Source organism: Paraburkholderia lycopersici, assembly GCF_900096975.1.
In the GTDB taxonomy this organism is placed as follows: Bacteria; Pseudomonadota; Gammaproteobacteria; order Burkholderiales; family Burkholderiaceae; genus Paraburkholderia; species Paraburkholderia lycopersici.
Genome location: NZ_FMYQ01000024.1, coordinates 37,345 through 58,715, shown reverse-complemented (window position 1 = coordinate 58,715; position 21,371 = coordinate 37,345). Strand labels below are relative to the sequence as shown.

The 21,371-nt window shown below is 65.2% G+C and carries 20 protein-coding genes and 1 pseudogene; 1 reads left to right on the top strand and 20 read right to left on the bottom strand.

Going from position 1 to position 21,371, the window contains the following annotated elements; genetic code table 11:
* Positions 1 to 4: 4 nt before the first annotated feature.
* The 17 genes from BLU17_RS23045 to BLU17_RS22965 form a co-directional block, all read right to left on the bottom strand.
* A complete protein-coding gene (locus tag BLU17_RS23045) occupies positions 5 to 2,551 on the bottom strand; it encodes a Lon protease family protein (RefSeq protein WP_245746979.1) in 2,547 nt (848 codons plus the stop codon).
* A 319-nt stretch (positions 2,552 to 2,870) separates the two neighbouring features.
* Complete coding sequence (locus BLU17_RS23040; protein ID WP_092001791.1) at positions 2,871 to 3,557, bottom strand: GntR family transcriptional regulator; 687 nt, start codon at positions 3,555 to 3,557, stop codon at positions 2,871 to 2,873.
* Positions 3,558 to 3,667: 110 nt separating this feature from the next.
* The gene (locus BLU17_RS23035) at positions 3,668 to 4,381 is read right to left on the bottom strand and encodes a 2,3-bisphosphoglycerate-dependent phosphoglycerate mutase (protein ID WP_092001787.1); all 714 of its coding nucleotides are present in this window, start codon (positions 4,379 to 4,381) and stop codon (positions 3,668 to 3,670) included.
* Between the two features lie 11 nt (positions 4,382 to 4,392).
* Complete coding sequence (locus BLU17_RS23030; RefSeq protein ID WP_092001784.1) at positions 4,393 to 4,587, bottom strand: hypothetical protein; 195 nt, start codon at positions 4,585 to 4,587, stop codon at positions 4,393 to 4,395.
* Between the two features lies 1 nt (position 4,588).
* Entirely contained in the window at positions 4,589 to 5,380 is a 792-nt protein-coding gene (locus BLU17_RS23025) for a carboxymuconolactone decarboxylase family protein (RefSeq protein ID WP_092001981.1), read from the bottom strand.
* Between the two features lie 78 nt (positions 5,381 to 5,458).
* Complete coding sequence (locus BLU17_RS23020) at positions 5,459 to 5,854, bottom strand: cupin domain-containing protein (RefSeq protein WP_092001780.1); 396 nt, start codon at positions 5,852 to 5,854, stop codon at positions 5,459 to 5,461.
* A gap of 20 nt (positions 5,855 to 5,874) precedes the next feature.
* Positions 5,875 to 6,780, bottom strand: a complete 906-nt coding sequence (locus BLU17_RS23015; RefSeq protein WP_092001777.1) for an NAD(P)-dependent oxidoreductase — start codon at positions 6,778 to 6,780, stop codon at positions 5,875 to 5,877.
* Positions 6,781 to 6,811: 31 nt separating this feature from the next.
* Entirely contained in the window at positions 6,812 to 8,161 is a 1,350-nt protein-coding gene (locus tag BLU17_RS23010; RefSeq protein WP_092001775.1) for an MFS transporter, read from the bottom strand.
* A gap of 164 nt (positions 8,162 to 8,325) precedes the next feature.
* Positions 8,326 to 8,721, bottom strand: coding sequence for a carboxymuconolactone decarboxylase family protein (locus tag BLU17_RS23005; protein ID WP_092001773.1), 396 nt, complete (start codon positions 8,719 to 8,721; stop codon positions 8,326 to 8,328).
* Positions 8,722 to 8,862: 141 nt separating this feature from the next.
* Complete coding sequence (locus BLU17_RS23000; protein ID WP_092001770.1) at positions 8,863 to 10,293, bottom strand: aldehyde dehydrogenase family protein; 1,431 nt, start codon at positions 10,291 to 10,293, stop codon at positions 8,863 to 8,865.
* Positions 10,294 to 10,315: 22 nt separating this feature from the next.
* Complete coding sequence (locus BLU17_RS22995) at positions 10,316 to 11,203, bottom strand: NAD(P)-dependent oxidoreductase (protein ID WP_092001767.1); 888 nt, start codon at positions 11,201 to 11,203, stop codon at positions 10,316 to 10,318.
* Positions 11,204 to 11,215: 12 nt separating this feature from the next.
* A complete protein-coding gene (locus BLU17_RS22990) occupies positions 11,216 to 11,542 on the bottom strand; it encodes an NIPSNAP family protein (protein WP_092001765.1) in 327 nt (108 codons plus the stop codon).
* Positions 11,543 to 11,593: 51 nt separating this feature from the next.
* Positions 11,594 to 12,517 (bottom strand): NAD(P)-dependent oxidoreductase, encoded by a 924-nt coding sequence (locus BLU17_RS22985; RefSeq protein ID WP_092001762.1) that lies wholly within the window; start codon positions 12,515 to 12,517, stop codon positions 11,594 to 11,596.
* A 31-nt stretch (positions 12,518 to 12,548) separates the two neighbouring features.
* Positions 12,549 to 13,934, bottom strand: coding sequence for an MmgE/PrpD family protein (locus BLU17_RS22980; RefSeq protein WP_092001760.1), 1,386 nt, complete (start codon positions 13,932 to 13,934; stop codon positions 12,549 to 12,551).
* Positions 13,924 to 14,709 (bottom strand): SDR family oxidoreductase, encoded by a 786-nt coding sequence (locus BLU17_RS22975; RefSeq protein ID WP_092001757.1) that lies wholly within the window; start codon positions 14,707 to 14,709, stop codon positions 13,924 to 13,926. Before BLU17_RS22975 ends, BLU17_RS22980 begins: the two co-directional genes overlap by 11 nt.
* A 13-nt stretch (positions 14,710 to 14,722) precedes the next feature.
* Positions 14,723 to 15,523 carry an N-acyl homoserine lactonase family protein gene (locus BLU17_RS22970; RefSeq protein ID WP_092001754.1) on the bottom strand — a complete coding sequence of 267 codons (801 nt, stop codon included), beginning with the start codon at positions 15,521 to 15,523 and terminating at the stop codon, positions 14,723 to 14,725.
* 53 nt (positions 15,524 to 15,576) lie between these two features.
* Positions 15,577 to 16,983 carry an MFS transporter gene (locus BLU17_RS22965; RefSeq protein WP_092001751.1) on the bottom strand — a complete coding sequence of 469 codons (1,407 nt, stop codon included), beginning with the start codon at positions 16,981 to 16,983 and terminating at the stop codon, positions 15,577 to 15,579.
* Positions 16,984 to 17,220: 237 nt separating this feature from the next.
* Between BLU17_RS22965 and BLU17_RS22960 the strand changes: the two are divergent.
* Positions 17,221 to 17,822, top strand: a pseudogene (locus BLU17_RS22960) (transposase).
* Between the two features lie 97 nt (positions 17,823 to 17,919).
* Here BLU17_RS22960 and BLU17_RS22955 read toward each other — a convergent pair.
* The 3 genes from BLU17_RS22955 to BLU17_RS22945 all read right to left on the bottom strand — a co-directional run bounded on the left by BLU17_RS22955 (position 17,920) and on the right by BLU17_RS22945 (position 21,351).
* Positions 17,920 to 19,077 carry a porin gene (locus BLU17_RS22955; protein WP_092001748.1) on the bottom strand — a complete coding sequence of 386 codons (1,158 nt, stop codon included), beginning with the start codon at positions 19,075 to 19,077 and terminating at the stop codon, positions 17,920 to 17,922.
* A gap of 556 nt (positions 19,078 to 19,633) precedes the next feature.
* A complete protein-coding gene (locus BLU17_RS22950; protein WP_092001745.1) occupies positions 19,634 to 20,497 on the bottom strand; it encodes an alpha/beta fold hydrolase in 864 nt (287 codons plus the stop codon).
* Positions 20,494 to 21,351: an alpha/beta fold hydrolase gene (locus tag BLU17_RS22945; RefSeq protein ID WP_092001743.1), complete on the bottom strand. Its 858-nt coding sequence runs from the start codon at positions 21,349 to 21,351 to the stop codon at positions 20,494 to 20,496. The genes BLU17_RS22950 and BLU17_RS22945 overlap by 4 nt, the downstream gene beginning before the upstream one ends.
* Positions 21,352 to 21,371: the final 20 nt, after the last annotated feature.

Genomic DNA, 21,371 nt, shown 5'->3' with positions numbered 1-21,371 from the left:
CGCTTCATTCCGGGGTTCCGTCGGGCTTGTGCCTGCCGTGACGACGCGGCGCCGCGGCAATACTGACGCGTGCTTTTGCCGCCGGATGCCAGCGCGGCCGGCCGATCATGAAATGCGGTGGCGACTGCAACGTCCGGCGCGCGTCGGCGAACGCCGCCAGCTTCGCACATACGCACGCGTTCACGGTGCCGTCCGGGAAATTCCCTTCTGCGTCGCTGCGGCCGACCGTCATGCCAGTCAGCAGACCCAGCGCGTCGTCGACGCTGGCAACGGCATAGACGTGAAACCGGCCGGCCGCCGCCGCCTCGACGACGTCCTCGCGCAGCATGAGATGCCTGACATTCGCTTGCGGGACGACGACGCCCTGATCGCCCGTGAGCCCGCGTGCGCAGCACAAATCGAAAAAACCCTCGATTTTTTCATTGATGCCGCCAATTGCCTGCACCTCGCCTTGCTGATTCACCGAGCCCGTCACAGCGAGCGATTGTCGAAGCGGAATGTCGGCGAGCGACGAGAGCAGCGCGCATAGTTCCGCGAGCGAAGCGCTATCGCCTTCCACCGTTCCGTATGTCTGCTCGAATGTGAGGCTCGCTGCAAGTGAAACCGGCCGCTTTCCGCAATATCGCGCCGTCAAAAACGATGACAGGATCATCACCGCCTTCGAATGAACCGCGCCGGCCAGCTTCGCCTCGCGCTGGATGTCGATCACCTCTCCCTCGCCAGCCCGCGTGCGCGCGGTAATTCGCGCTGGCTGACCGAAAGTGTAGCCGCCCATCTGGGCGACCCACAGTCCGTTGACCTGCCCCACCTTCGTGCCGCTGGTATCGATGAGCAGCGTGCCGTGCACGGTCTCCTCCAGCAGTTGCACGCGCACGCGGTCGCAGCGCGCGACCTGGGCTTCGAGCGCCCGCTCGACGTCCCCGCGGCCGACGATCCCGCCGCCGTGCTGGCGCGCGGCATGATCCGATTCGCGCAACAGGTCCACGAGCGTGCGCATATGGAGCGAGAGCTTGTCCGCGTCGCCGGCGTGGCGCGCCTGCTCCTCGATCACCCGCAATACGGCGTCGCACCCGAACGGCAGCAGCCGCTGACGACGCGCGACCGCCGCAATGAGACGCGCATACAGCAACTGGTTCGCCGGATCGCGCTGCATGTCCTCTTCGAAGTCCGCCGGCACCTTGAAGAGCTCGCAGAAGTCGGGATCGACCTCATAGAGCAGGTAATACAGCCAGCGTTCGCCGAACAGGATCACTTTCACGTCGAGCGGCACGGGCTCCGGTTCGAGCGAAACCGTGCTCACCATGCTGTACATCTCCGCAAGCGATTCGATGCGGATCTCGCGCTTGAGCAGCGCGCGCTTGAGTCCCTCCCATGCGAAGGGCTGCCGCAGCACCTTGTCCACGTCGAGCAGGAGATACCCGCCATTCGCGCGATGAAGGTCGCCGGGCTTGATCAGCGTGAAGTCGGTGACCAGCGTGCCGAGCATGGCGCGATGCTCGACCCGCCCGATCAGATTCTGATAGGACGGAAAATCCTCGAATACGACGGGTGCGCCACCTCGCGCATCGTGGTCAAGCAGCACGTTGACCTGATAGCGCGCGAATGCCCCGTTGCCGCCGGGGGGTTCGCCGTCCGGCGGCCGGCGGAAATCGCCCACGCTGTCGAGCACGTCGAGCCGCACGGCTTCCAGATACGTCTGCACCTGGGGCAGATCCGCGTAGCGCTGCATGAGCACGTCCATCAAGTGCGCGACGGCTTGCGTCATCGTTTCGCGGTTCAGCGCGCGCACCCGGTCGCGATGCTCCTTCTGCCACACCGGCACCTGGCGCAGCAGCTTTTCGAGCCGCTCGCGTAGCTGCGCCAGATGGGCGTCGATCTCCGAGCGCTCGCTCGCGGGCAGTTCGTCGTATTCCTTTTCGGTAAGCGCCTCGCCGCGCCGCGTGGGCGCGAGCGAAAAGCCGACGGGCGTGCGAATGAGCTCGATCTGCTGTCCGATCGCATCGTTGCCCAGCTCGACGAATGCTTTCTCCTGGCGCGTAGCGAATTCCGTATCGATCTGCGCCGCGCGTGCGCTGTACACCTCGCTTTCGAAAGCCGCGGGAATGACGACCCTCAACTCGTCGACGAGCTGGCGCATGTCTTGCTGAAGTCCGAACGACCTGCCGGGCGGCAGCCGCAGTATGTGAGGCTTGTGAGGCTCGGAAAAATTGTTGACGTAGCAGAAGCCGTCGGGCGCGGGCTCTTTTGCGGCCCGGCTGCTCAGGAACTGTTCGACGACGGTGTATTTCCCCGCGCCAGCCGGCCCCAATACGAACAGGTTGTAACCGTCGTGCGTCATTTCGATGGCGAAGCGGATCGCATCGACGGCGCGCCGCTGTCCGACAATGCCGTCCGGGTCGGACAGTTCGGCCGTCGTCGCGAAGTCGAACAGGTGCGCGTCGGCGGTGCGGCGCAGTCGGTCAACGGGGACCTGCAGGGAGTCGGCGGCGGACATGGCGATGTAGGAAGTGGGCACGGAATGCAGGTGATACTGCGCCACGGTGACGATCATCAATTGATCGACGTCAGGCTTTACGGTCAGGCGATGGAGGCCGGCTCAATTCGCTCCTTGCTTTCGGCACGATTTCCGTGCAAACACGTTCGCCGTTGAACGCGGCGCAATGGCCCAGCCCGATTGGAGCGAGCGGGAATGCCGCAGCGCGCGAACGCGCGGGCAGAGCGGTGCGCCGCCCCCCCGTTTGCCGTATGCCCGAAATATCGCGATGGCTACGACGCTTCCTTCACGACGCGGGCGCGATCCGAGCCCTCTCGCCCCGCGGAGGTCGATCGCGCGTCGCCCTCAGCATGGAGGGGAGCGACGCCTCGATGCGTCACTCAGAAGCGTCCTCGTCGCCCTGCTCGCCCAGCATGCGCAACGCCGCCTTTTCCGCGTTCAACACGTGCTGGCGGGCCAGTTCCTGCGCCTCGTCCGCGTCGCGGGCCTTCAGCGCCTTGTGCAGCTTGTCGATTTCGCGCAGGCTGCTCGGCAGCCGGTCGGGATGCATCAGCGACGTCGCGCGCAGCAGATTCACGCGCGAGTAAAGGCTGTTGAGGATTTCCTTCACGAGATGGTTGCCGCAGTTATCGAGCAGCACGTCGTAGAGCGCCGCCTTGGCCTTGAGCACGCCGTCCTGGTCCTGCGCCGTCGCCTCGGCGCGCAGCATCTTCGCGGCCTCGCCGAACTGCGCGATGGCCTCGTCGCTGGCGAGCCGCGCGAATTCATGTGCCGCAAAGCCCTCCAGCAAGGCGCGCAGCGCATAGAGTTCGACGGCCTCGGCGCGCGACATCACCGCGACCACGGGCCCCTTGTGCGGCACGTTGCGCACGAGCTTTTCGGCCTCCAGCTTGCGCAATGCCTCGCGCACGGAGGTCCGGCTCACGCCCAGCGTCTCGCAAAGCTCGCGCTCGATCAGACGCGCACCCGGTGCGAAACGGCCGCTCATGATCGCCTGCCGCAGCACGTTTTCAACCTGGTGACGCAGCGTCTCAGGCCGGATCAACCCCATATCAGTTGACATTATTGTCTTCCCGTCCGACAAAAATCCAACCCATATGATACTTCACGGCTGCCCGTTTCAAGCGGCCGGCGCGCATAAATCCGCATCGGCGGACGCGCGCCGGGCTCGCGTCATCGTGTCAGGGAGCCGAGCCCGGCGCGCGAGACGATGCGCAGGCTGTCGTCGAACCGCAGCATGAGCGGTTCGGCGTGCGCCACTTCGAGCGACGCGATCCGCGTATCGTCGATTCCGTCCAGATGCTTGAACAAGGCGCGCAACGCGTTGCCGTGCGCGACCATCAGCACCGACTCGCCGTTGCGCAACGCGGGCGTCACCGTGTCCTCCCAGAGCGGCAGCACGCGGTCCAGCGTGTCGCGCAGGCTCTCGGTGCGCGGCAGCGCGTCGGGGTGCGGCAGCGGCGCGTCGCCGAATTGCCCGACGAGGACCCGCTGCCGTTCAGCGTCGAGCGGCGGCGGCGCCTCGACGAAGCCCCGCCGCCATGAGCGCACCTGCGCCGCGCCGAACAGATCCGCGGCAGCGTCCTTGTCCATGCCCGTCAGCGCGCCGTAGTGGCGGTCGTTCAGCCGCCACGAACGCACCACGGGCCGCGTGGGCGCGCCGCATCCGCCGACGATCAGATCGAGCGAACGGCCCGCGCGTCTCAGCACGGACGTCACGGCCAGGTCGAAGCGCAGCGACAGCGCGCGCATCTGCTCGCCGATGCGTGTCGCCTGCGCGATGCCCTGCTCCGACAACGGGACGTCCATCCACCCCGTGAAGCGGTTCGTGCGATTCCATTCCGACTGGGCGTGGCGCAGGACCACGAGCGTTGCGCAATCCGCCATGCCGACCTCGTCTAGTTGTAGCCCAGAATCGCGGACGTGCGCACGTGCGCCTGCTCGTTCCCGTTCGACGCCAGCCGCGACAGCGGCGACGTCTGGAGCGCCCGGTACGTCGAGTTCGGCTGGCATGCGCGCGGCGTCCCGGATGGCCGCGCGCATTCGCGCGCCGCGCCGCGCACCCGGTTCGCGGTGTCGTCTCCGGCCGGCATGTCAGGACGTCGCCGTCGCGCGCTGTTTCGCCAGCGCCGCCTCGAGCAGCGGGGCGCCGAGCTCCGCGCCATGAATGCCCGTGGTGCTAACGATCTCGAGCAGTTCCATCAGTTCTTCGGCGCTCGCGCCGTAGCGCAGCGCGTTGCGCATGTGCAGCTTGAGCCCCGGCACGTACAGATGCGTCGAGGACGCGTCGAACGCGCAATACATGAATTCCTTGATCTTCGGGCTCAGCACGCCCGTGCGCCACGGCACCGACGAAAACGCGACATACGCCTCGAAGAAATCGGGATCGAATTCGAGCAGTCCTTCCCATGTCGGGTGCCAATAGCCGCGATTCCTTTCGAACGCCTCCTTCAACGCGCGGCGCCGTTCGTCGAGCGGCGCCGGTCCCGCGCGCAGCCCTTCCTCCTCGAGCACTTCGAGCAGCACGGGCACGCCGACATTGCTCGTATGGATGCCGATCGTGCTGATGAGCTCCAGCACTTCCATCAGTTCTTCTCGCGTCGCGCCGAATGCGAGCGCGCGTTCCAGATGATGCGCGACGCCGGGCCCGTATAGCTGCGTTGCGCACGCATCGGCGGCGAGCGCGATGAAGGCGCGCACTTTGTCGTCGAGATGATTTCTGCGCTTCGGCACCGCGCAGAGCTGAACGCAGGCGTCGACGAAGCCCGCATCGAGACGAAGCATGCTGTCCCATGCGGCGTTCCAGGCGCCGTGCACGCGCACGAAATCGTCCTTGATCTGCTGCGGCTCGCGTGGCTCGCGCGCCGGCTGGTCTCCCTGCTTCATCCAGTCGTTCCTCGTGATGGCGATGGTCAAATGGCTGTTCGAGCGGAACGCGGCCCGCGCCGCGTTCCGCAACCCGCATCAGCGTGCGTCGAGCCCCTTCGGGTAGTCGGCCTCCGACACCTCTTCCTGCCACATCGACTTGCCGATCGAGGTGGCGATATGGACCATGTAGCTGCCGTCGCTCGCGCCGTGCCAATGGCGCTCGTTGGGTCCGATGAACACGATGTCGCCCTGGCGGATCGCCTGCGGCGCCTCGCCGTCCTTGCAGATCCAGCCCTTGCCCGCCGTCACCTGCAGCACCTGGCCCTGCTCGTGCGTGTGCCAGTAGGTGCGGCCGCGCGGCGCGAAGAACACCGTGTTGATCGTGACGCCGTCGGTCGCCGGCATTACCGGGTCGGCCCACACCGTACCCGAGAACGTTTCGCCGCGCTGCTCCGACATCTTGCCTTCTGCCCTGCCGTGAAAAACCTTCATGACTGCTTCTCCTCTTCTGGTCAAACTTTCCGCGTTCCCTCGAACAGCCGCACGCCGCCCGAAACGTCGCCGATCGCATCGACGACCCGGTTGCTGATCACATCGCCATAGCCGAGCGCCGTGCCGAGGCCGAAGCTCGCGAGCGGCCCCGACGCGTTCAGCGACACCACGCCCAGTTCGCGCACGCGATCGACATAGAGCACGACGTCCTTCGTCATCAGCTTGCCCGTCAGGCCGCCTTCCAGATAATCGCCGTCGACGATCTTCGGAAAGCGGTTCAGCGTCGCGAAGTTCACGCCGCTGCTGCTGTTGAGCACGTCGAGCAGCAAATGCAGATCGAGCCCCGCCTTCCTGCCTGCCACCATCACCTCGGCGCTCGCGGCGAGGCTCACCGCGTTCAGGAAGTTGTTCAGCAGCTTGGTCGTGTGGCCCGCCCCGCTTTCGCCCATGTGCGCGACCTTCGCGGCGATCGGCGCGAACGCCCATTCGAGCGCTTCGACAGCGCTCGCTTCGCCGCCGACCATCAGCGTGAGGGCGCCCTTCTCCGCTGCGGCCGCGCCGCCCGAGATGCCCGCGTCGACATACTGCGCGCCGCCTTGCGCGAAGCGCCGCGCGAGCCGTATGGTCGAGCTCGCGGCCGCCGTGCTGAGGTCGACAACGATCTGTCCGGCGCGGCAGTTCGCCAGCACGCCGCCCTCGCCTTCGACGACCGCCTCGACCACCTTGCTGTCCGGCAGCGACAGCATCACGACGTCGGCAAACTTCATCACGTCCGCTATCGTGGAGGCGGCCTGCGCACCCGCCGCCTCCACGCGCGCGGGCACGGTGTCGTAGCCGAGCACCGCGATGCCCGCGTCCACGAGGCGCCGCGTCATGCGACCGCCCATGTTGCCGAGACCGATGAATCCGATCCTTTCCTTGTTCATTTCCGCTATTCCCTTACAGTCAGGTCATTCGTCAAAAATCGACATCCTTCGTTTCCGGCCCCATCAGCGCGCCGACAGCGCCGATCAGACCGCCGAGGCACAGCAGCACCACCGAGGTCAGCCGCAACGGCATGAACGCGCTCAGCCAGTCCATGTAGAACGCGTAGAACGACGGGATAATCACCGAGAGACTGAAGCCCACGCCGAAGCCCGTTGCGCGCACGTCGGTGACGAAGCGTTCGTTGATGTACGTGACGATCACGCCCCACGGCGATGTCACGAGCACGGCAAGCACGCAGACCAGCGCGATGATCGCCGCCAGCGACAGCCCGTCGACGTTCGCGAGCACATACAGCAGCGCCGCGCCGACCGTCGCGATCAGCGGACCGACGATCGCGAAAAAGCGCCGCCGGCCGATCACCTGCGCGAGCATGCCCGAGCCGATATAGCTGAAGAACAGCACGAAGTAGGTGATCATCAGCGTGGACGTCATCTGGAAGCCGCTCAGATGCAGCGTCTTCACGAGCAGCCCCGTGGGCAGGAAGATCGTGATGATGTTCTGCGTGAGCCAGAAGCCCGTCATCATGACCAGCACCTGAATCAGGCTGCGTCCGCTCTTGCCGCGCAGCAGGTCCGTCAACGGCAGCTTTTCGGGCTGATCGGCCTTCTCGGCGGTTTCGCTCTTCCAGATCTCCGATTCGGCGACCTTGTGCACGTAGTACATGGCCAGCGTGCCCGCGAGCACGGCGCCCAGCACGAACGGAATGCGCCAGCCCCATTGCGCATACGGCGAGTGCATGCCGCTGAGCGGAAAGAGCCAGAACATCAGCATGGCGATCAGGTTGATCGACACATACGCGGCGGGAAAGCCCGCGATGATGAAGCCGCCCACGAAGCCGCGCTGCGCCTTCTTCGAATACTCGATGGCAAGCGGCATCGCACCCGTATAGCCGCCGCCGAGAAAGATGCCGTCGACGAAGCGCAACAGCACGAGCGCCCAGTACGACACGATGCCGATGCTCTCGTAGCCCGGCAGCAGCGCGATCAGCAGCGTGACGACGCCGAAGCCCGACACCGACCAGATCGACGCCTTGCGGCGGCCGATGCGGTCCGCGACCATTCCGAACAGCAGCGCGCCGATCGGCCGCCCCAGCAGCGTCGTGATGAACACCAGCGACGCGAGAATCGTCTCCATCCCGCCCGACAGATGCGGCGGCTGGAAGAACGCCAGCACCGGTGACAGTACGACGACGGGCAGGTAAATATCGAACATGTCGATGTACTCGGAAAAGAACGCGCCTTTGATGGCGTTGCGCCTTTTCGTTTCGATCGTCTGCTCGCCTTCGGACTGTACGACGTCAGTCGCGGTGAGTGTCTTCATCGTTGTCTCCTTTGTCGGCCGGAGCCGGCGCGTTCGCCGGCTCCGGCCGCATGCAAGTTCGTTGCATTGATTGCCCGCGGCGTGCGGTGCGTGGTCTGTGTATGTTGGTGTTGCATCGTGTCGCCGTTCTACCCGCGCACGCCGGCGCGGCGTGCGCCGCTACGTCAAACCGTCGAAGTCTCCGCTTCGTAGGCCTTGATCGCGTCCGTCGCCACGCGGAACGCGGCCAGCGCGAGCGGCACGCCGCAGTAGATGGCCGCCTGCATCAGCACGGCGCGGATCTCGTCCTTCGTCACGCCGTTGCGCAGCGCGCCCTTCACGTGCACGGACAGTTCGTGATGCTGGCTCATCGCCGTGAGCATCCCGAGGTTCAGCAGGCTGCGCGTCTTGAAAGGCAGCGTCTTGTCGCCCCAGATATCGCCCCAGCAGCACTCCGTGACGTACTTCTGCATCGGCCGGTTGAAGTCGTCAGCGTTGGCCCACGACTTCTCCACGTGCGCCGCGCCGAGCACTTCCTTGCGGTTTTCAAAGCCTTTGTCGAAACGTTCGTTGCTGTCCATCTTCAAGGTCCTCCCGGTTGCCCAACTCGTTCAGTTTCAGTGACTCCGCGCATTCAGACTGACTGACGCAATGATTGTCAGACAATCAAAACGCGCAAATTTTTTTGACGCGCTTGCGGCTCAGGTCCGCCCGCGCGCCGCTCAATCCGCGCCGTACCCGACCAATGCCTTCGTCTCCAGGTATTCGCGCAGGCCCGCTTCGCCCCACTCGCGGCCGTTGCCCGAGCGCTTGTAGCCACCGAACGGCGCGCTGAAATCGACGGGCGGATAGTTCAGATGCACGCCGCCGGCGCGCAACGCGCGGCCCACCTTGCGGGCTCGTGCGATGTCGCCCGATTGCACGTAAGCAGCCAGACCGTACTCGGTGCCGTTGGCCATCGCGATGGCTTCCTCTTCGCTGTCGTACGGCATCATCGCGAGCACCGGCCCGAAGATTTCCTCGCGCGCGATCGTCATGTCGGGCGTGACGTCGGCGAAAATGGTCGGCTTCGCGTAGTAGCCTTTCTCGATGCCGGCAGGCAACCCCGTGCCGCCCGTCACGAGCCGCGCGCCTTCGTCGATGCCCTTCTGGATCAACGCCTGCACGCGCTCGAACTGGTTGCGGTTGACGAGCGGCCCGAGCTGCGTGGACGGCTCGTCGGTCGGCCCCACGCGGTATGACTGCGCGGCGCGCTTCGCGATCTGCGCGGCATCGTTCATCAGCTCGCGCGGCACCAGCATGCGTGTGGGGATCGAGCACGACTGGCCCGAGTTCGTGAAGCACGCGGCAACGCCTCGCTTCACGGCTTCTTCGAGATCGACGTCATCGAGCAGGATGTTCGCGGACTTGCCGCCCAGTTCCTGCGCGACGCGCTTGACCGTCGGCGCGGCCGACTGCGCGACCAGCACGCCCGCGCGCGTCGAACCCGTGAACGACACCATGTCGATGTCCGGGTGCGCCGCCATCGCCTCGCCGACGCCCGGACCGTCGCCGTTCACGAGATTGAACACGCCCGCGGGCAGTTGCGCTTCGTCGAGCACCTCCGCAAACAGCAGCGCGCTCAGCGGCGAATATTCGCTGGGCTTGAGCACCATCGTGCAACCGGCCGCGAGCGCGGGCGCGATCTTCACGACGATCTGGTTCACGGGCCAGTTCCACGGCGTGATGAGTCCGCACACGCCGATCGCTTCGAGCACCACGCGCGTGTTGCCGCGCTGCTCTTCGAATTCGAAGCGTTCGAGCACGTCGATCAGCGCATTCAGATGCGCCGGGCCGCGCGCCGCCTGGCCGCTGCGCGCGAACGCGATGGGCGCGCCCATCTCGCGGCGCATCGCTTCCGCGAATTCGTCGTAGCGGCGCTCGTAGATGCCCAGCACGCGCCGCAGCATCGCGACGCGCTCGGCCACGCCCGTCGCGGACCACGCGGGAAACGCGCGGCGCGCGGCGGCCACCGCGCGATCGACGTCTTGCGCATTGCCGAGTGCGAGGCGCTCGAACGGCGCTTCGGTGGACGGATCGACGACGTCGAACCATCGCGGGGACGCGGGCTCGACCCAGCGTCCGTCGATATAAAACTGCGCTGCATGTGACATGGCAGGTTCCAAAACAGAAAGATCAGGGCGCATCGCCACGGAGCAGGCGGTACATTTCGGTGTGGTCGGTCGCCGGCGTCGAACGTTGCGCGGCTTCGTCCCACATTGCCGCACAGGTCATGCCGAGCGTCATGGGATAGCCGACCGACTGCGCGAGCGCCCGGGCGATCTTCAGATCCTTGTTCATCAATTGCAGCGCGAATCCGGAGGCGAACGTGCCGCTCAGCATGAACTGCTTCACCTTGTTTTCCGAGGTGTTGCTGCGGCCCGACGACGCGTTGAGCACGTCCGTCATCACGTCGGGCTCGATGCCGAAGCGCTGCGCGACGTGCAGCGCCTCGACCGTCGCGGCCAGTCCCGCCGCCGACACGTAGTTGTTCAGCGCCTTCGCCGCGTGGCCCGCCCCCGCGCCGCCGATGTGCAGAATGCTCTTGCCCATCGCCTCGAGCACGGGCTTGCACCGCGCGAGCTCCTGCGCGCTGCCGCCGACGAGAATCGCGAGCGTGCCCTCCTTCGCTTTCTTCACGCCGCCCGACACGGGCGCATCGAGATACGCGAGGCCGCGCTCTTCGAGCATCGCGCCTAGCTTGCGCGAGCGTTCCGGTTCCGACGAGCTCATGTCGATCACGGCGGCGCCCTTCGCGAGCAAGCTCGCCCAGCCGTCCGCGCCGCCGCCGAACAGCACGCTTTCGACAATGGCCGAATTCGGCAGCATCGTAATCAACGCGTCGAGCGACGCGGCATTGTCCCTGCTCAAACGCTGCGCGCCCGTTTGCGCCGCGAGCGCGTCGGCGCGCGCGGCGTCGGCGTCGTCGATGAACAGGTCGAAGCCGGCGTTGACGAGGCACTGCACCATCGGCGCGCCCATCATGCCGAGCCCGATGAAACCAATTCGCCTGGGTTGTGTCATGACGTCGATCTCCTAGCGCAGCGCGGAAAACGCGGTCGGCGTGAGGAAGTGATTCTCGACGCGCTCGACGATCGGGTTCGCGGCTTCCGTCGCGGCGCGCTTCGCGATCCATTCGGCGTCGGCCTGAAACGCGTTCCACTTCTGCTCGCGCTCGGCGAGGCTTTCCCATTTCAGCATGTAGGTAAGCGCGTGATTGCTGGGGCCGATCAGCGTGGTCCAGAAGCCGATCTGCTCGATGCCGTACTTTTCGAAAAAGCCCAGCGTGGTGGACGTGAAACGATCGAGCAAAGCCGGCAGGCGGGTTGGCGCGCAGTGATAGATGCGCATTTCAACGATCATATGATTCTCCTTGGTGAGATTCGGGCTCGCATGGCGAGCCAGCGGGGCGGCTCAGTCCGCGAGTCCGTCGACGGACGACCAGCGCTCGACGTATTTGACGAGCTCCGTCATGTCGCGCGCGTTGCCGTCCTGCATCGCGGCGTAGTTCCACACCTGGCGCGCGACGCTGCCCACCCACATCGGCACGCCGAGCGCCTGGCATTCGTCCACCGCGAGACCGATGTCCTTGCAGACGCTGCCGACGGGAAAGCCGAAATCGAACGTGCGCGGCAGCACGTGCTTCGGAAACTTGTCGAGCGTCGCGCCGTTCTTGCCGCTGCCCGCGTTGATCACCGACATCATGACCTCCGGGTCCAGCCCGCCGCGCATGCCCGCGACGAATGCTTCGGACGTGATCGCGAACGCCGTCGACGACAGCATGTTATTGAGCAGCTTCAGCAATTGCCCTTGTCCGGCCTTGTCGCCCACGACGAAGACTTTGCCCAGCACTGCGAATAGTCCGCGCACTTCTTCGAGGGCGGCGGGATTGCCCGCCGCCATGATCGCGAGCGTGCCCTTCGCCGCGCCCGCCGCGCCGCCGCTCACAGGCGCATCGACGGTTTCGATTCCCCTGGCCAGCAACCCCGCGGCGACTTCCTTTTCGATGCGCGAGCCGACCGTCGACAGATCGACCAGGATCTTGATCGCGCTGCCGCCGGCGAGGCCGCCGTCGCCGAGCGCGACCTGCTTGAAGATCGCGGGCGTGGGCAGGCTGGTGAACACGGTATGCGCACTGTCGGCCACTTCGCGCACCGATGCGCCCGCTTGCGCGCCCAGCGCCTTCAGTTCCGCGACGGCCGCCTGATCGCGGTCGTACACGATAAGGCCATGACCGGCTTCGATCAGCCGCCGCGCCATCGGCCGGCCCATCGTGCCGACGCCGACGAAACCGAGCAGGCGACCGCTCTGTTGACTTGATGCCTGACTACTCGACATGACAATCCTCGTAAATGAAAGGGTCTCTGCGTTAATCCGCGTCCCGGGCGCGCGTGAGACGCACCACGGCGGCCGCATCGGGCCCGGTATCGAACTTCCATAGTGCGTCGGCAAGCGGCTGCGCCTCGACGCCCGAGCGGCCGTAGGCCGCGAGCCGATGCAGCTTGTCCGCCAGTTCGACGTCGGTGAGCGGCGCGGCGAGACTGCCGCGCGCCGCCTGCACGCGATGTGAGAGGCGCTCGCCCGAGCGCAGCACGATCGTCACTTGCGCCGATTCCACGGGCCACGCAGCGTCATCGACGAATCGCAGCCGGCCCGCCAATGCGCGCAGCGACGGATCGGCGACGGCGGCATCGGTGAACTCCTCGAGTCCCGCCTTGCCGCGCGACAGCGCCACGGCCACGGCATGCTGCGCGCTGACCTGCGATTCGCGGCCCGTGCGCACGCCGGGCCGGTCGGTGCGCTCGCGCAGCAGCGGATGGCCCGTCAGCTCGACCGCTTCGATATCGTCGATGGACCAGCGCGCGTCGCGGCGCAGATCGAGGCACGCGTCGATCACCGGATTGAGCACTACGCCGCACGGATACGGCTTGTAGGTGTTCTTCAGCAGCGCCCACTCGCGCCCGAGGTCTTGCGTGAGCGCATGCCAGTGCGGCTTCGACGCCGTCACGCGCAGAAAGCCGCGCTCGCCTTCGAGCGGCGCAGCCGGGCCCGAAAAACCGTCTTCGGCGAGCAGCGCCGACAGCAGCCCGTTGCGCGCCGCGTTGCCGACGCTGATGCTCTTCGACATCGTGCCGAGCGTTTCGACGAGACCGCCCGTCTGCGCGGACGCATTGCCGAGCGCCCACACGATGGCGTCTTCGCCGAGTCCGCGCGCTTTCGCAGCGGCAGCCGCGGCGCCGAACACGCCGCACGTCGACGTGATGTGCCAGCCGCGCTGATAGTGCTCGGGCGACACCGCGCTACCGATGCGGCACTCGACTTCCACGCCGGTCACGAACGCGAGCAGCAGCGCCTCGCCGCTCATCGCATGCGACTCGGCGAGCGCGAACAGCGCTGCGGCGACGGGCGCCGTCGGATGGAGGATGGTGGGGATATGCGTGTCGTCGAAGTCGTAGACGTTCGCGCTCATCGCGTTGAGCGCGGCGGCATTCAGCATGTCCGTGCGTTCGCTGCGGCCGACGAGGGTCGCGCCGTGGCCGGCGCGAAAGCGGCCGTAGACGGACACGGCCTTCTCGAGCGTCGGATCGTGCGAGCCCGCCAGCGCGACGGCGAAGTAATTGACGAGCGAACGTTTCGCTTCGCTGCGCACGGCAGCGGGTACGTCGCGCCACTGCGTGCCCGCAACGAAGCGCGCGAGCGCGCGGGTCAGTTCGCCGTTTTGCAGCGCGTGTGCGTCGATGCGGTCAGCCTGCAAGCCAGCCTCCTTCGATCGGCATCATCGCGCCCGTGATCTGGCTGGCCGCCGGCCCGCACAGAAACACGACCATCTCGCCGACGTGCGCGGCGTCGACGAGTTCGCCCGTCGGCTGCTTGCCCTTGAGAAATTCGCGCACCGCATCGCTGCGGTTCAGGCCGCGCTCGTCCATCAATGCATGGATGCGGCCGTCGATGTTCGGCGTGAGCACCGAGCCCGGACAGATCGCGTTGCACGTGATGCCCTGACTCAAGGTTTCGATTGCCACCGAGCGCGTGAGCCCGAGCAGCGCCGTCTTGGTCGTCACGTAGTCGACGCGGTTGGCGACGGCGCGCGCGCCGTAGACCGACGTCATGTTGAAGATGCGCCCCCAGCCGCGCTCGCGCATGCCGGGCAACACCAGCTGGATCGCGCGGAACGCGGCCGTGAGATTCACCGCGAGCGCACTGTTCCAGTGATCGAGCGGAAATGCCTCGATGCCCGCGAAATGCCGGACGACGGCGTTGTTGACCAGCACGTCGAGCGAGCGCACCCGCTCTTTCGCCTCGCCGATCAGCGCGTCGACACCGGCCGGCGTCGCGAGATCGGCTTGCACATATGCGACGTTCACGTCGTACGCATGCTCCAGCTCGTCCGTCGTGCGCATCATCCGCCCCGGCGTTTCAAGCCCGTGCAATACGATGTCGCATCCCGCGCCCGCCAGCGCTCGCGCCATCGCGAGACCCAGGCCGCTGGACGAACCCGTGACGAGCGCGCTCTTGCCTTTCAGGATCATCGTTCCGCCCCGCTCAGCGTGTTTCTGCGTCGAGCCGCACGATCCAGCCTTCGGTCTCGCGGTCGTGCGCCGGATAGCGCGTCAGCACCGCCGGATCGTGGCCGGGAATCACGTGATTCGGCGAGCTCGCCAGCCGATGGGCCGCTTCGTAGCCTTCGATCATGTCGCCGACGTTGTAGACGACGGGAAAGGGGCGATGCTCCTGCATGTTCGCGTAGAAGTGCGAAGCGTCCGATGCCAGCACGACCCAGCCGCGCTGCGTATGCACGCGCACGATCTGCAGGCCGTTCGTGTGTCCGCCGACCCAATGCACGCTCAGTCCCGGCGCGATCTCCGAGGCGCCGTCATGGAACTGCACGCGCCCTTCGAACAGGCGGCCGACCATCGACTTCACGTCCTCGGGTTCGAACGGGTGACTGAGCGCGTGATGACACATGCAGCGGCCCGTGCAATACGCCATTTCCCGGTCCTGGAGGTGATAACGCGCGCGCGGAAACAGCGAGTGATTGCCCGCGTGATCGTAGTGCATGTGCGTGACGATCACGTCTTCGACCTCGCCGGCGCGAATGCCGATCTGCTCGAGCCCGCGCTCGACCGTGTTCGTGATCGTGCGGCCGCGCTTGCTGGCCATCGCCTGGTCGAAACCCGTATCGACGATGAACGTGCGCGACTGGCCCACCACGGCCCAGACGAAGTAATCGAGCGGCATCGGCACGTCGTGGGCGTCGCCGCCGATAAAGTTGTCGCCTGAGCGGCGCTCGAAATGCGCGTACTTGACTGCGTAGATCCGGTAGTTCTCAGCGGGCGATGACATGTCTCATGTGTCCTTTTGTCTGGTAATCCGTGTGGAAATGCTTGCGGCGTTCTTCACTCCGCCGCGGCCCTCGCGCTTCCTTCCAGCGCTTGCGCGCCCGTGGCGTCGGCGGCGATCGATTCGAGCGAGCGGTGCTTCGTTTCCGCCCCGAACACGCCGACGATCAACGCCTGTATCAGCAATGCGCCGACAATCAGCGTCAGTACGCCCGAGATGCCGAAACGCATGAACGCGCTCGCCACCGCATACGGCACGACGATGCTGACCGCGCGGCCCACCGTGTTGGCCAGCCCCGAGCCGCGCAACCGCAGCTCCGTCGGGAACAGCTCCGGCACATACGTGGCGACGCTGAACGACGACAGCACGTAGATGCCGGCCGTGATCGCAAAGCCCAGCGCCGTGATCGCCACCGCCGACTGCGCGAACGGATAGGCGAAGCCAAAGCCCGCGCAGACGAGCGAAAACAGGACGATGCCCCACTTCCGGCCAACGCGCTCGGCGAGGACGAATGCGATCAGCGAACCCACGGGGCCGCCCGCGAACATCAGCGCCGTGATGCCGAGCGAATTCGACACGCTGTGTCCCTGCTTCACGAGGAACGTCGGTATCCAGCTGACGAACGCGTAATTGACGGTGAAAAGCGCGACGAGAACCGTGATGGCCGTGATCGTGCGCGTCAGCAGCCGGCGCGAGAACAGATCGCCGAGCCGGCCGGTGTCGTTCGAATCGCTCTCATGGAACTCGCGCGTGAGAGACGCCGTGGCGCTCGCCGTGCGGTCCGCGTGGCTGCCGCACGCCGCCTCGATGCGCTCGACGATCTGCCGCGCTTCGTCGGCGCGTCCGCGCGATGCCAGCCAGCGCGGCGACTCGGGCATCGACTTGCGCAGGAACCAGACGAACAGCGCGCCGCATCCCGCGATCGCGAACATCCAGCGCCAGCCGTACTGCGGAACGATCAGCCAGCCGAGGAAGGTCGAGAGAAACAGCGACGTGTTGATGATGAGATTGAGGATCGTGCCAAAGCGGCCGCGCCAGTTGGCGGGAATGAACTCGCTGAGCGTGCCGTATCCGACGACGATTTCCGCGCCCATGCCGATGCCCATCACGAGACGGAAGAAGATCAGCCAGTAGATCGACGGCGCGAGCGCCGCGGCAATCGACGCGAAGCCGTAAATGCCGAGGTTGAACTGATAGCAGAAGCGGCGGCCGAACCGGTCGCCGAGCACACCGGAAAGCCACGCGCCCGTCATCATGCCGATGAAGGTGACGGAGACGAACGTCGCGTTCTGACCCAGCGTGGACTCGCCGCTATGGACCATCGCTGCAAGCACCGTGCCGGCGATGTAGATGTCGAACGAATCGAAGTACATGCCGGCCGCGATCAGCCCCAGCAGGCGCCAATGGAAGCCGGACAGGGGAAGCCTGTCCAGGCGCGCTCCGATGCTGACATCCCTCTGCATGATGCTGTCTCCGTGATGTTGGATTTTCCTGGCTGGCCGGCCTCTGGCTCTTTGCCAGATGGCAGACCGCTCTCTTGTTGACAGATTATATTCCTGTCATACAATCCGTCAAGAAGACTATTTTTGGCCGCTGGAGCGGACGCACAGAGGTGGCGGCGGAAATTCGGACAGTCGGATAAGTGGAGCGGGAGCGCCTGGGGCGTGGGCCGGCAATAATGCCGGCAAGGAACCCGGAAGATGGCGAAGAGAACCCGACGGACGCATCCGGCCGCGCTCAAGGCGAAGTGGCGATGGCGGCGCTCAAGGGTGAGAGAACGCTAGCCGAATTGGCACAGCAGTTCGATGTGCACCGAACCAGATCGCCGAATGGAAGCGGCCGTTGCAGGATCGTGCTGCCGACGTGTTCGGCGCGTGCGGCGCGGCGTCGAGCGAGCCGCAAGTCGGTTTGAAGGAGCGACATGCGAAGATCGGCCAGCTCGCCCCGCCTATCGAGGCCATTGAGGAAGCGTTCGCGCGATACGGACAGCCCCAATTGGGAACACGGATCAGGGCAGCCGGTTCACGGCGAACGCGTTCACCGAGGCCGTGCTGGCCCGAGGCATCTGGCTGCCAATGGATAGGGAAGCTGGCGCGACAACGTGTTTGTCGAACGGGTGTGGCGCAGCATCAAGTACGAAGAGGTCTACCCGAATGTGTCCGAGTCGGTCAGTCACGCCCGGCGCTCGACAGGCGATTACATCGAACTGTACAACCGGAAACGGCCCCATTCGAGCCTGGCGGATCAGACGCCGGATGAGGCATACCTCGCGACGTTGCCTGCGATCAGGTTGGCCGCATGACTGCCCTGGACGTTCTGCTTGAAAATCCCGGGAGACTGTCCGAACGAGTGAGGCCGCCTCTGTCCGGTATTACAAAGGTCAACTCCACTAACCCGCTCTAGAATGTGTGGCGGATACCGAGCTGCGTGGCGAACTGGTCGCGGCTCGTCGACATGCCCGCCACCGCGCTCGCCGCCGGCCCGAACGCAGGCTGGTTCAGCAAGCCCGGCGTCGTCGCGAGGAACAGACCCGCCGACTGGGCCGAACCAAACGCACGCTGCCACGTACCGAACAGGAACACATCGGTGCGCTTCGAGAAGCGGTAGTCGAAGCCATAGCTGGCCTGGTTGTACTGGCCTTCCTTGTGCTGGTCGACCCACGCATCGCCCACGCCCAGCGTCCAGAACGGCGTCAGGCGATATTGCACGCCCGCCTCATAGACGTTGGTGACCTTCGCCACCATCGGGCCGGGACGCGTAATGCCATCCTGGTTCGTGTAGGTGAACAAAGCATTGACGGAGACCTTGTCGAAGCTCACCTGCCCCGCCACGGCCGCGGTATAGATCGAGCCGGCACCCGAGGCCATCTGCGCCAGCGTCGCGCCCGTGCCAGGCGAAGCCGCGATCGTCGTCGCACCGCCGACGGTCTTCGTGTACGCCGCAGAGAACGAGTACGGCGCGCGAAAGGAACCGGTCGGGCTGTACTTGATACCGAGGCTCAACACGTGCGGCGTGGCGGCCGAATTGCCGTTGTCCATGCCGTACATGACACCGGCCTGCACGCCGTGGAAAACCGACGTTTCGTAGCGCACGGCGTTCTGCACCTGCTCGCCCGCGAGGCGGTCGATATCGTTGGCGAGGTGGAACGCATAGGCCGGGGCAAACTGCGCCACGTTCGTGTAGTACGAAACGTAGTCGTAGAGGAAGTCGTAATTGCGGCCGGCGACGATCGTGCCGAACTGATCGCTGCTCAACCCGACATAGGCACGGCGATTGAAGAGCAGGTTCGGCATCGACAGCGAACCGTCGTTGACGAAAAATTCGCTTTCGAGGTTGAAGACCGCCTTCAGGCCGCCGCCCAGGTCCTCTTTGCCGAGCAGGCCCCAGCGCGAACCTTGGTTGATGCCGGAAGCCATACTCACCTGGCTTTTACCCGCCACGTTGTTCACATAGGTCACACCGGTATCGATGATGCCGTACAGCGTCACGCTGCTCTGAGCATAGGCACCAGCCATTGCCAGCGCCGCAATCGCCCCAACCAATATTTTCTTTTTCAATTACACGTCTCCTCGCATCAATAGTAATCAGGCGGGTCAGCACGCGCTGAACCCGCAGCATGGACAAACTGGATGCGCTGTGTACGATTCGCACGTACCTTGAAACCCTACGCGAGCAGGTACGTCCTCTCCTCGAGGCTATGGCTCTCGTCTGCTCTGCCAATGTGCGTTGGCAGACCCGGGCTGAAACAGTTACCTGCGTTGATATCGTTTTCCCACCCGCGCCTGGCAAGCGAATCTGCAAGAACGGTAAGCCGCGCAACAAAATGCCTCGTGACTTCCGGCATCGTGAACGCCGCGATCAACCTCGAGCAGCCACAGCAGCGCAGCCAGCATCCTCCATGGGCAGACTGGTAGCGGCTTCGCCCGTCCGACGAACAGCCTCGGGTTGCCCCTGACGGAACAGGAAATGATGCAGCGGCTTGCTCCACGACGGACGACGCTCGTGCTCGCTGCAGGGCTGTCCAGTCGTGAAGAAACCTCGCCGGTCCCGGCTGGACGGCGGTATGCACTCCGGTCCGGGCGGCGCTCGCATGACGCCAGCAGTCAGCGAAAATCAAACACCCTGCAGGAACGCGACGCTGTGCTCGTTGAACGCATCCGGCTGCTCGTACTGAGCCCAGTGGTCGCACCCGTTCAATTCCAGCAACTGCGCATTCGGCGCGATCCTGGCGATCGCGTAGGCATTGCCGAGGAACATGTTCGGAGCATCCACCGCAGCGATCACCTGTATCGGCTGAGTCAGGCTTCGCCATTGCTCTTCGCTGAGCGCTTGCCCGCCCAGCGAGAACGCCAGCAGACGCGGCATAGCAGCCTTCATGCGTGGATCACGGTAAATGTCCAGGCGAACGGCGATCAGTTCGTCGGATAGGGTTTCCGGATTCAGCATCAGCTTCTTCAACGCGCCCGAAACCATCTCCCAGGTCGGTTCCGCCGCGGCGGAAGAGCGGCTCTTTCGCACCGCGTCGCCATAGCGCTTTTCTTCTTCCGGATCGGTAATGATGCCCGCCGGTGCCACCAGCACCAGTTTCTCGACGCGCGTCGGATATGCCAGCGCGAGCGCCGCGCTGACCCAGGCGCCCAGCGATACGCCAACCACGGATGCCTTGGCGATGTCCAGCGCATCCATGAAGCCGCGTACGTGCCCGACGTAATCGTTGATCAGATAGTCGTGATCCGGCTTGTCGGTCCAACCGCAGCCCAGCATGTCGAGGCCGATGACGCGGAAATGGCGGGCATAGGCCGCGTAATTCGCGCTGAAATTTTCGAGGCTGCCGGCCGTGCCGTGCAGCAGGATCACCACCGGTGCGTCGGCATGACCTGCTTCCAGATAGCGCGTGCCGACGCCGTCGACATCGATCCACTCCAACTTGTGCGGCGTCTTGAAGAGGTGCTGCCAGATGCTGGTGTGCTTCGTCATGATGCAGGCCTCACGGTCAGATCCACAGACAGAAATCCCGTGACATTGCTGTTGAACTCTTCCATCTTTTCGTAAGGCACCCACAGGCCGCAGTTGCCATGGATATGGACGCGCGCCTTGGGAATCCGGGTCAGCATGTACAGGGCGGTGTCGTAGTTGATCGTCTGGTTATTGCGGCCCCAGATGATCAGCGTCTCGGCCTGGATCTTGTGCAGGTCCTGCCACAGCGGCTCCAGCGTCTGCCCCGATGCGCCACCTTTGCCCTCCGGCGCCTGGTTCATGAATTCAGGCTCGATACTGGCCTCGTAACGCTCGCGAACCACCTCTTCCGTGAGGATCGTCTTGTCATAGACAAGCGCTTCGAGATTGGCGCGCATGCGCTCCATGCTCGGGCCTTCGCCGCCATAGTAATTGTGCGTGGACGGCCTGGGCGGCATCGGCTGGAACAGCGAGAGGCCACCCGGCGAGCTGATCACCACCAGACGATCGATACGCCCGGGGAAATCGAGTGCCATTTTCAGCGCCACCGAACCGCCGGTTGCCAGGCCCATCACATGTGCCTTGTCGATGCCCAGCGCGTCCAGCATGTCGCGGAAGGTGTTCGCGTAGAAACTGGTGCGCGGTCCGTCGATCTGCGGCTTGTCGGATTTGCCGTAACCGGGCAGATCGACGATCAGCGTGCGGAAATGGCGCGACAGCGCCGCCAGATTGCGGCCGAAATTCCCCCAGCCGAAAGCGCCCGGTGCGCCGCCGTGAATACACAGCAGTACGGGCCCGGAACCGGCTTCGTGGTAATGCACCCGGATGGCGCCGGCCTGCACGAACTTCGACGTGTTATCTCTCGTCAATGTCATTGATATGTAATCCTTAATTA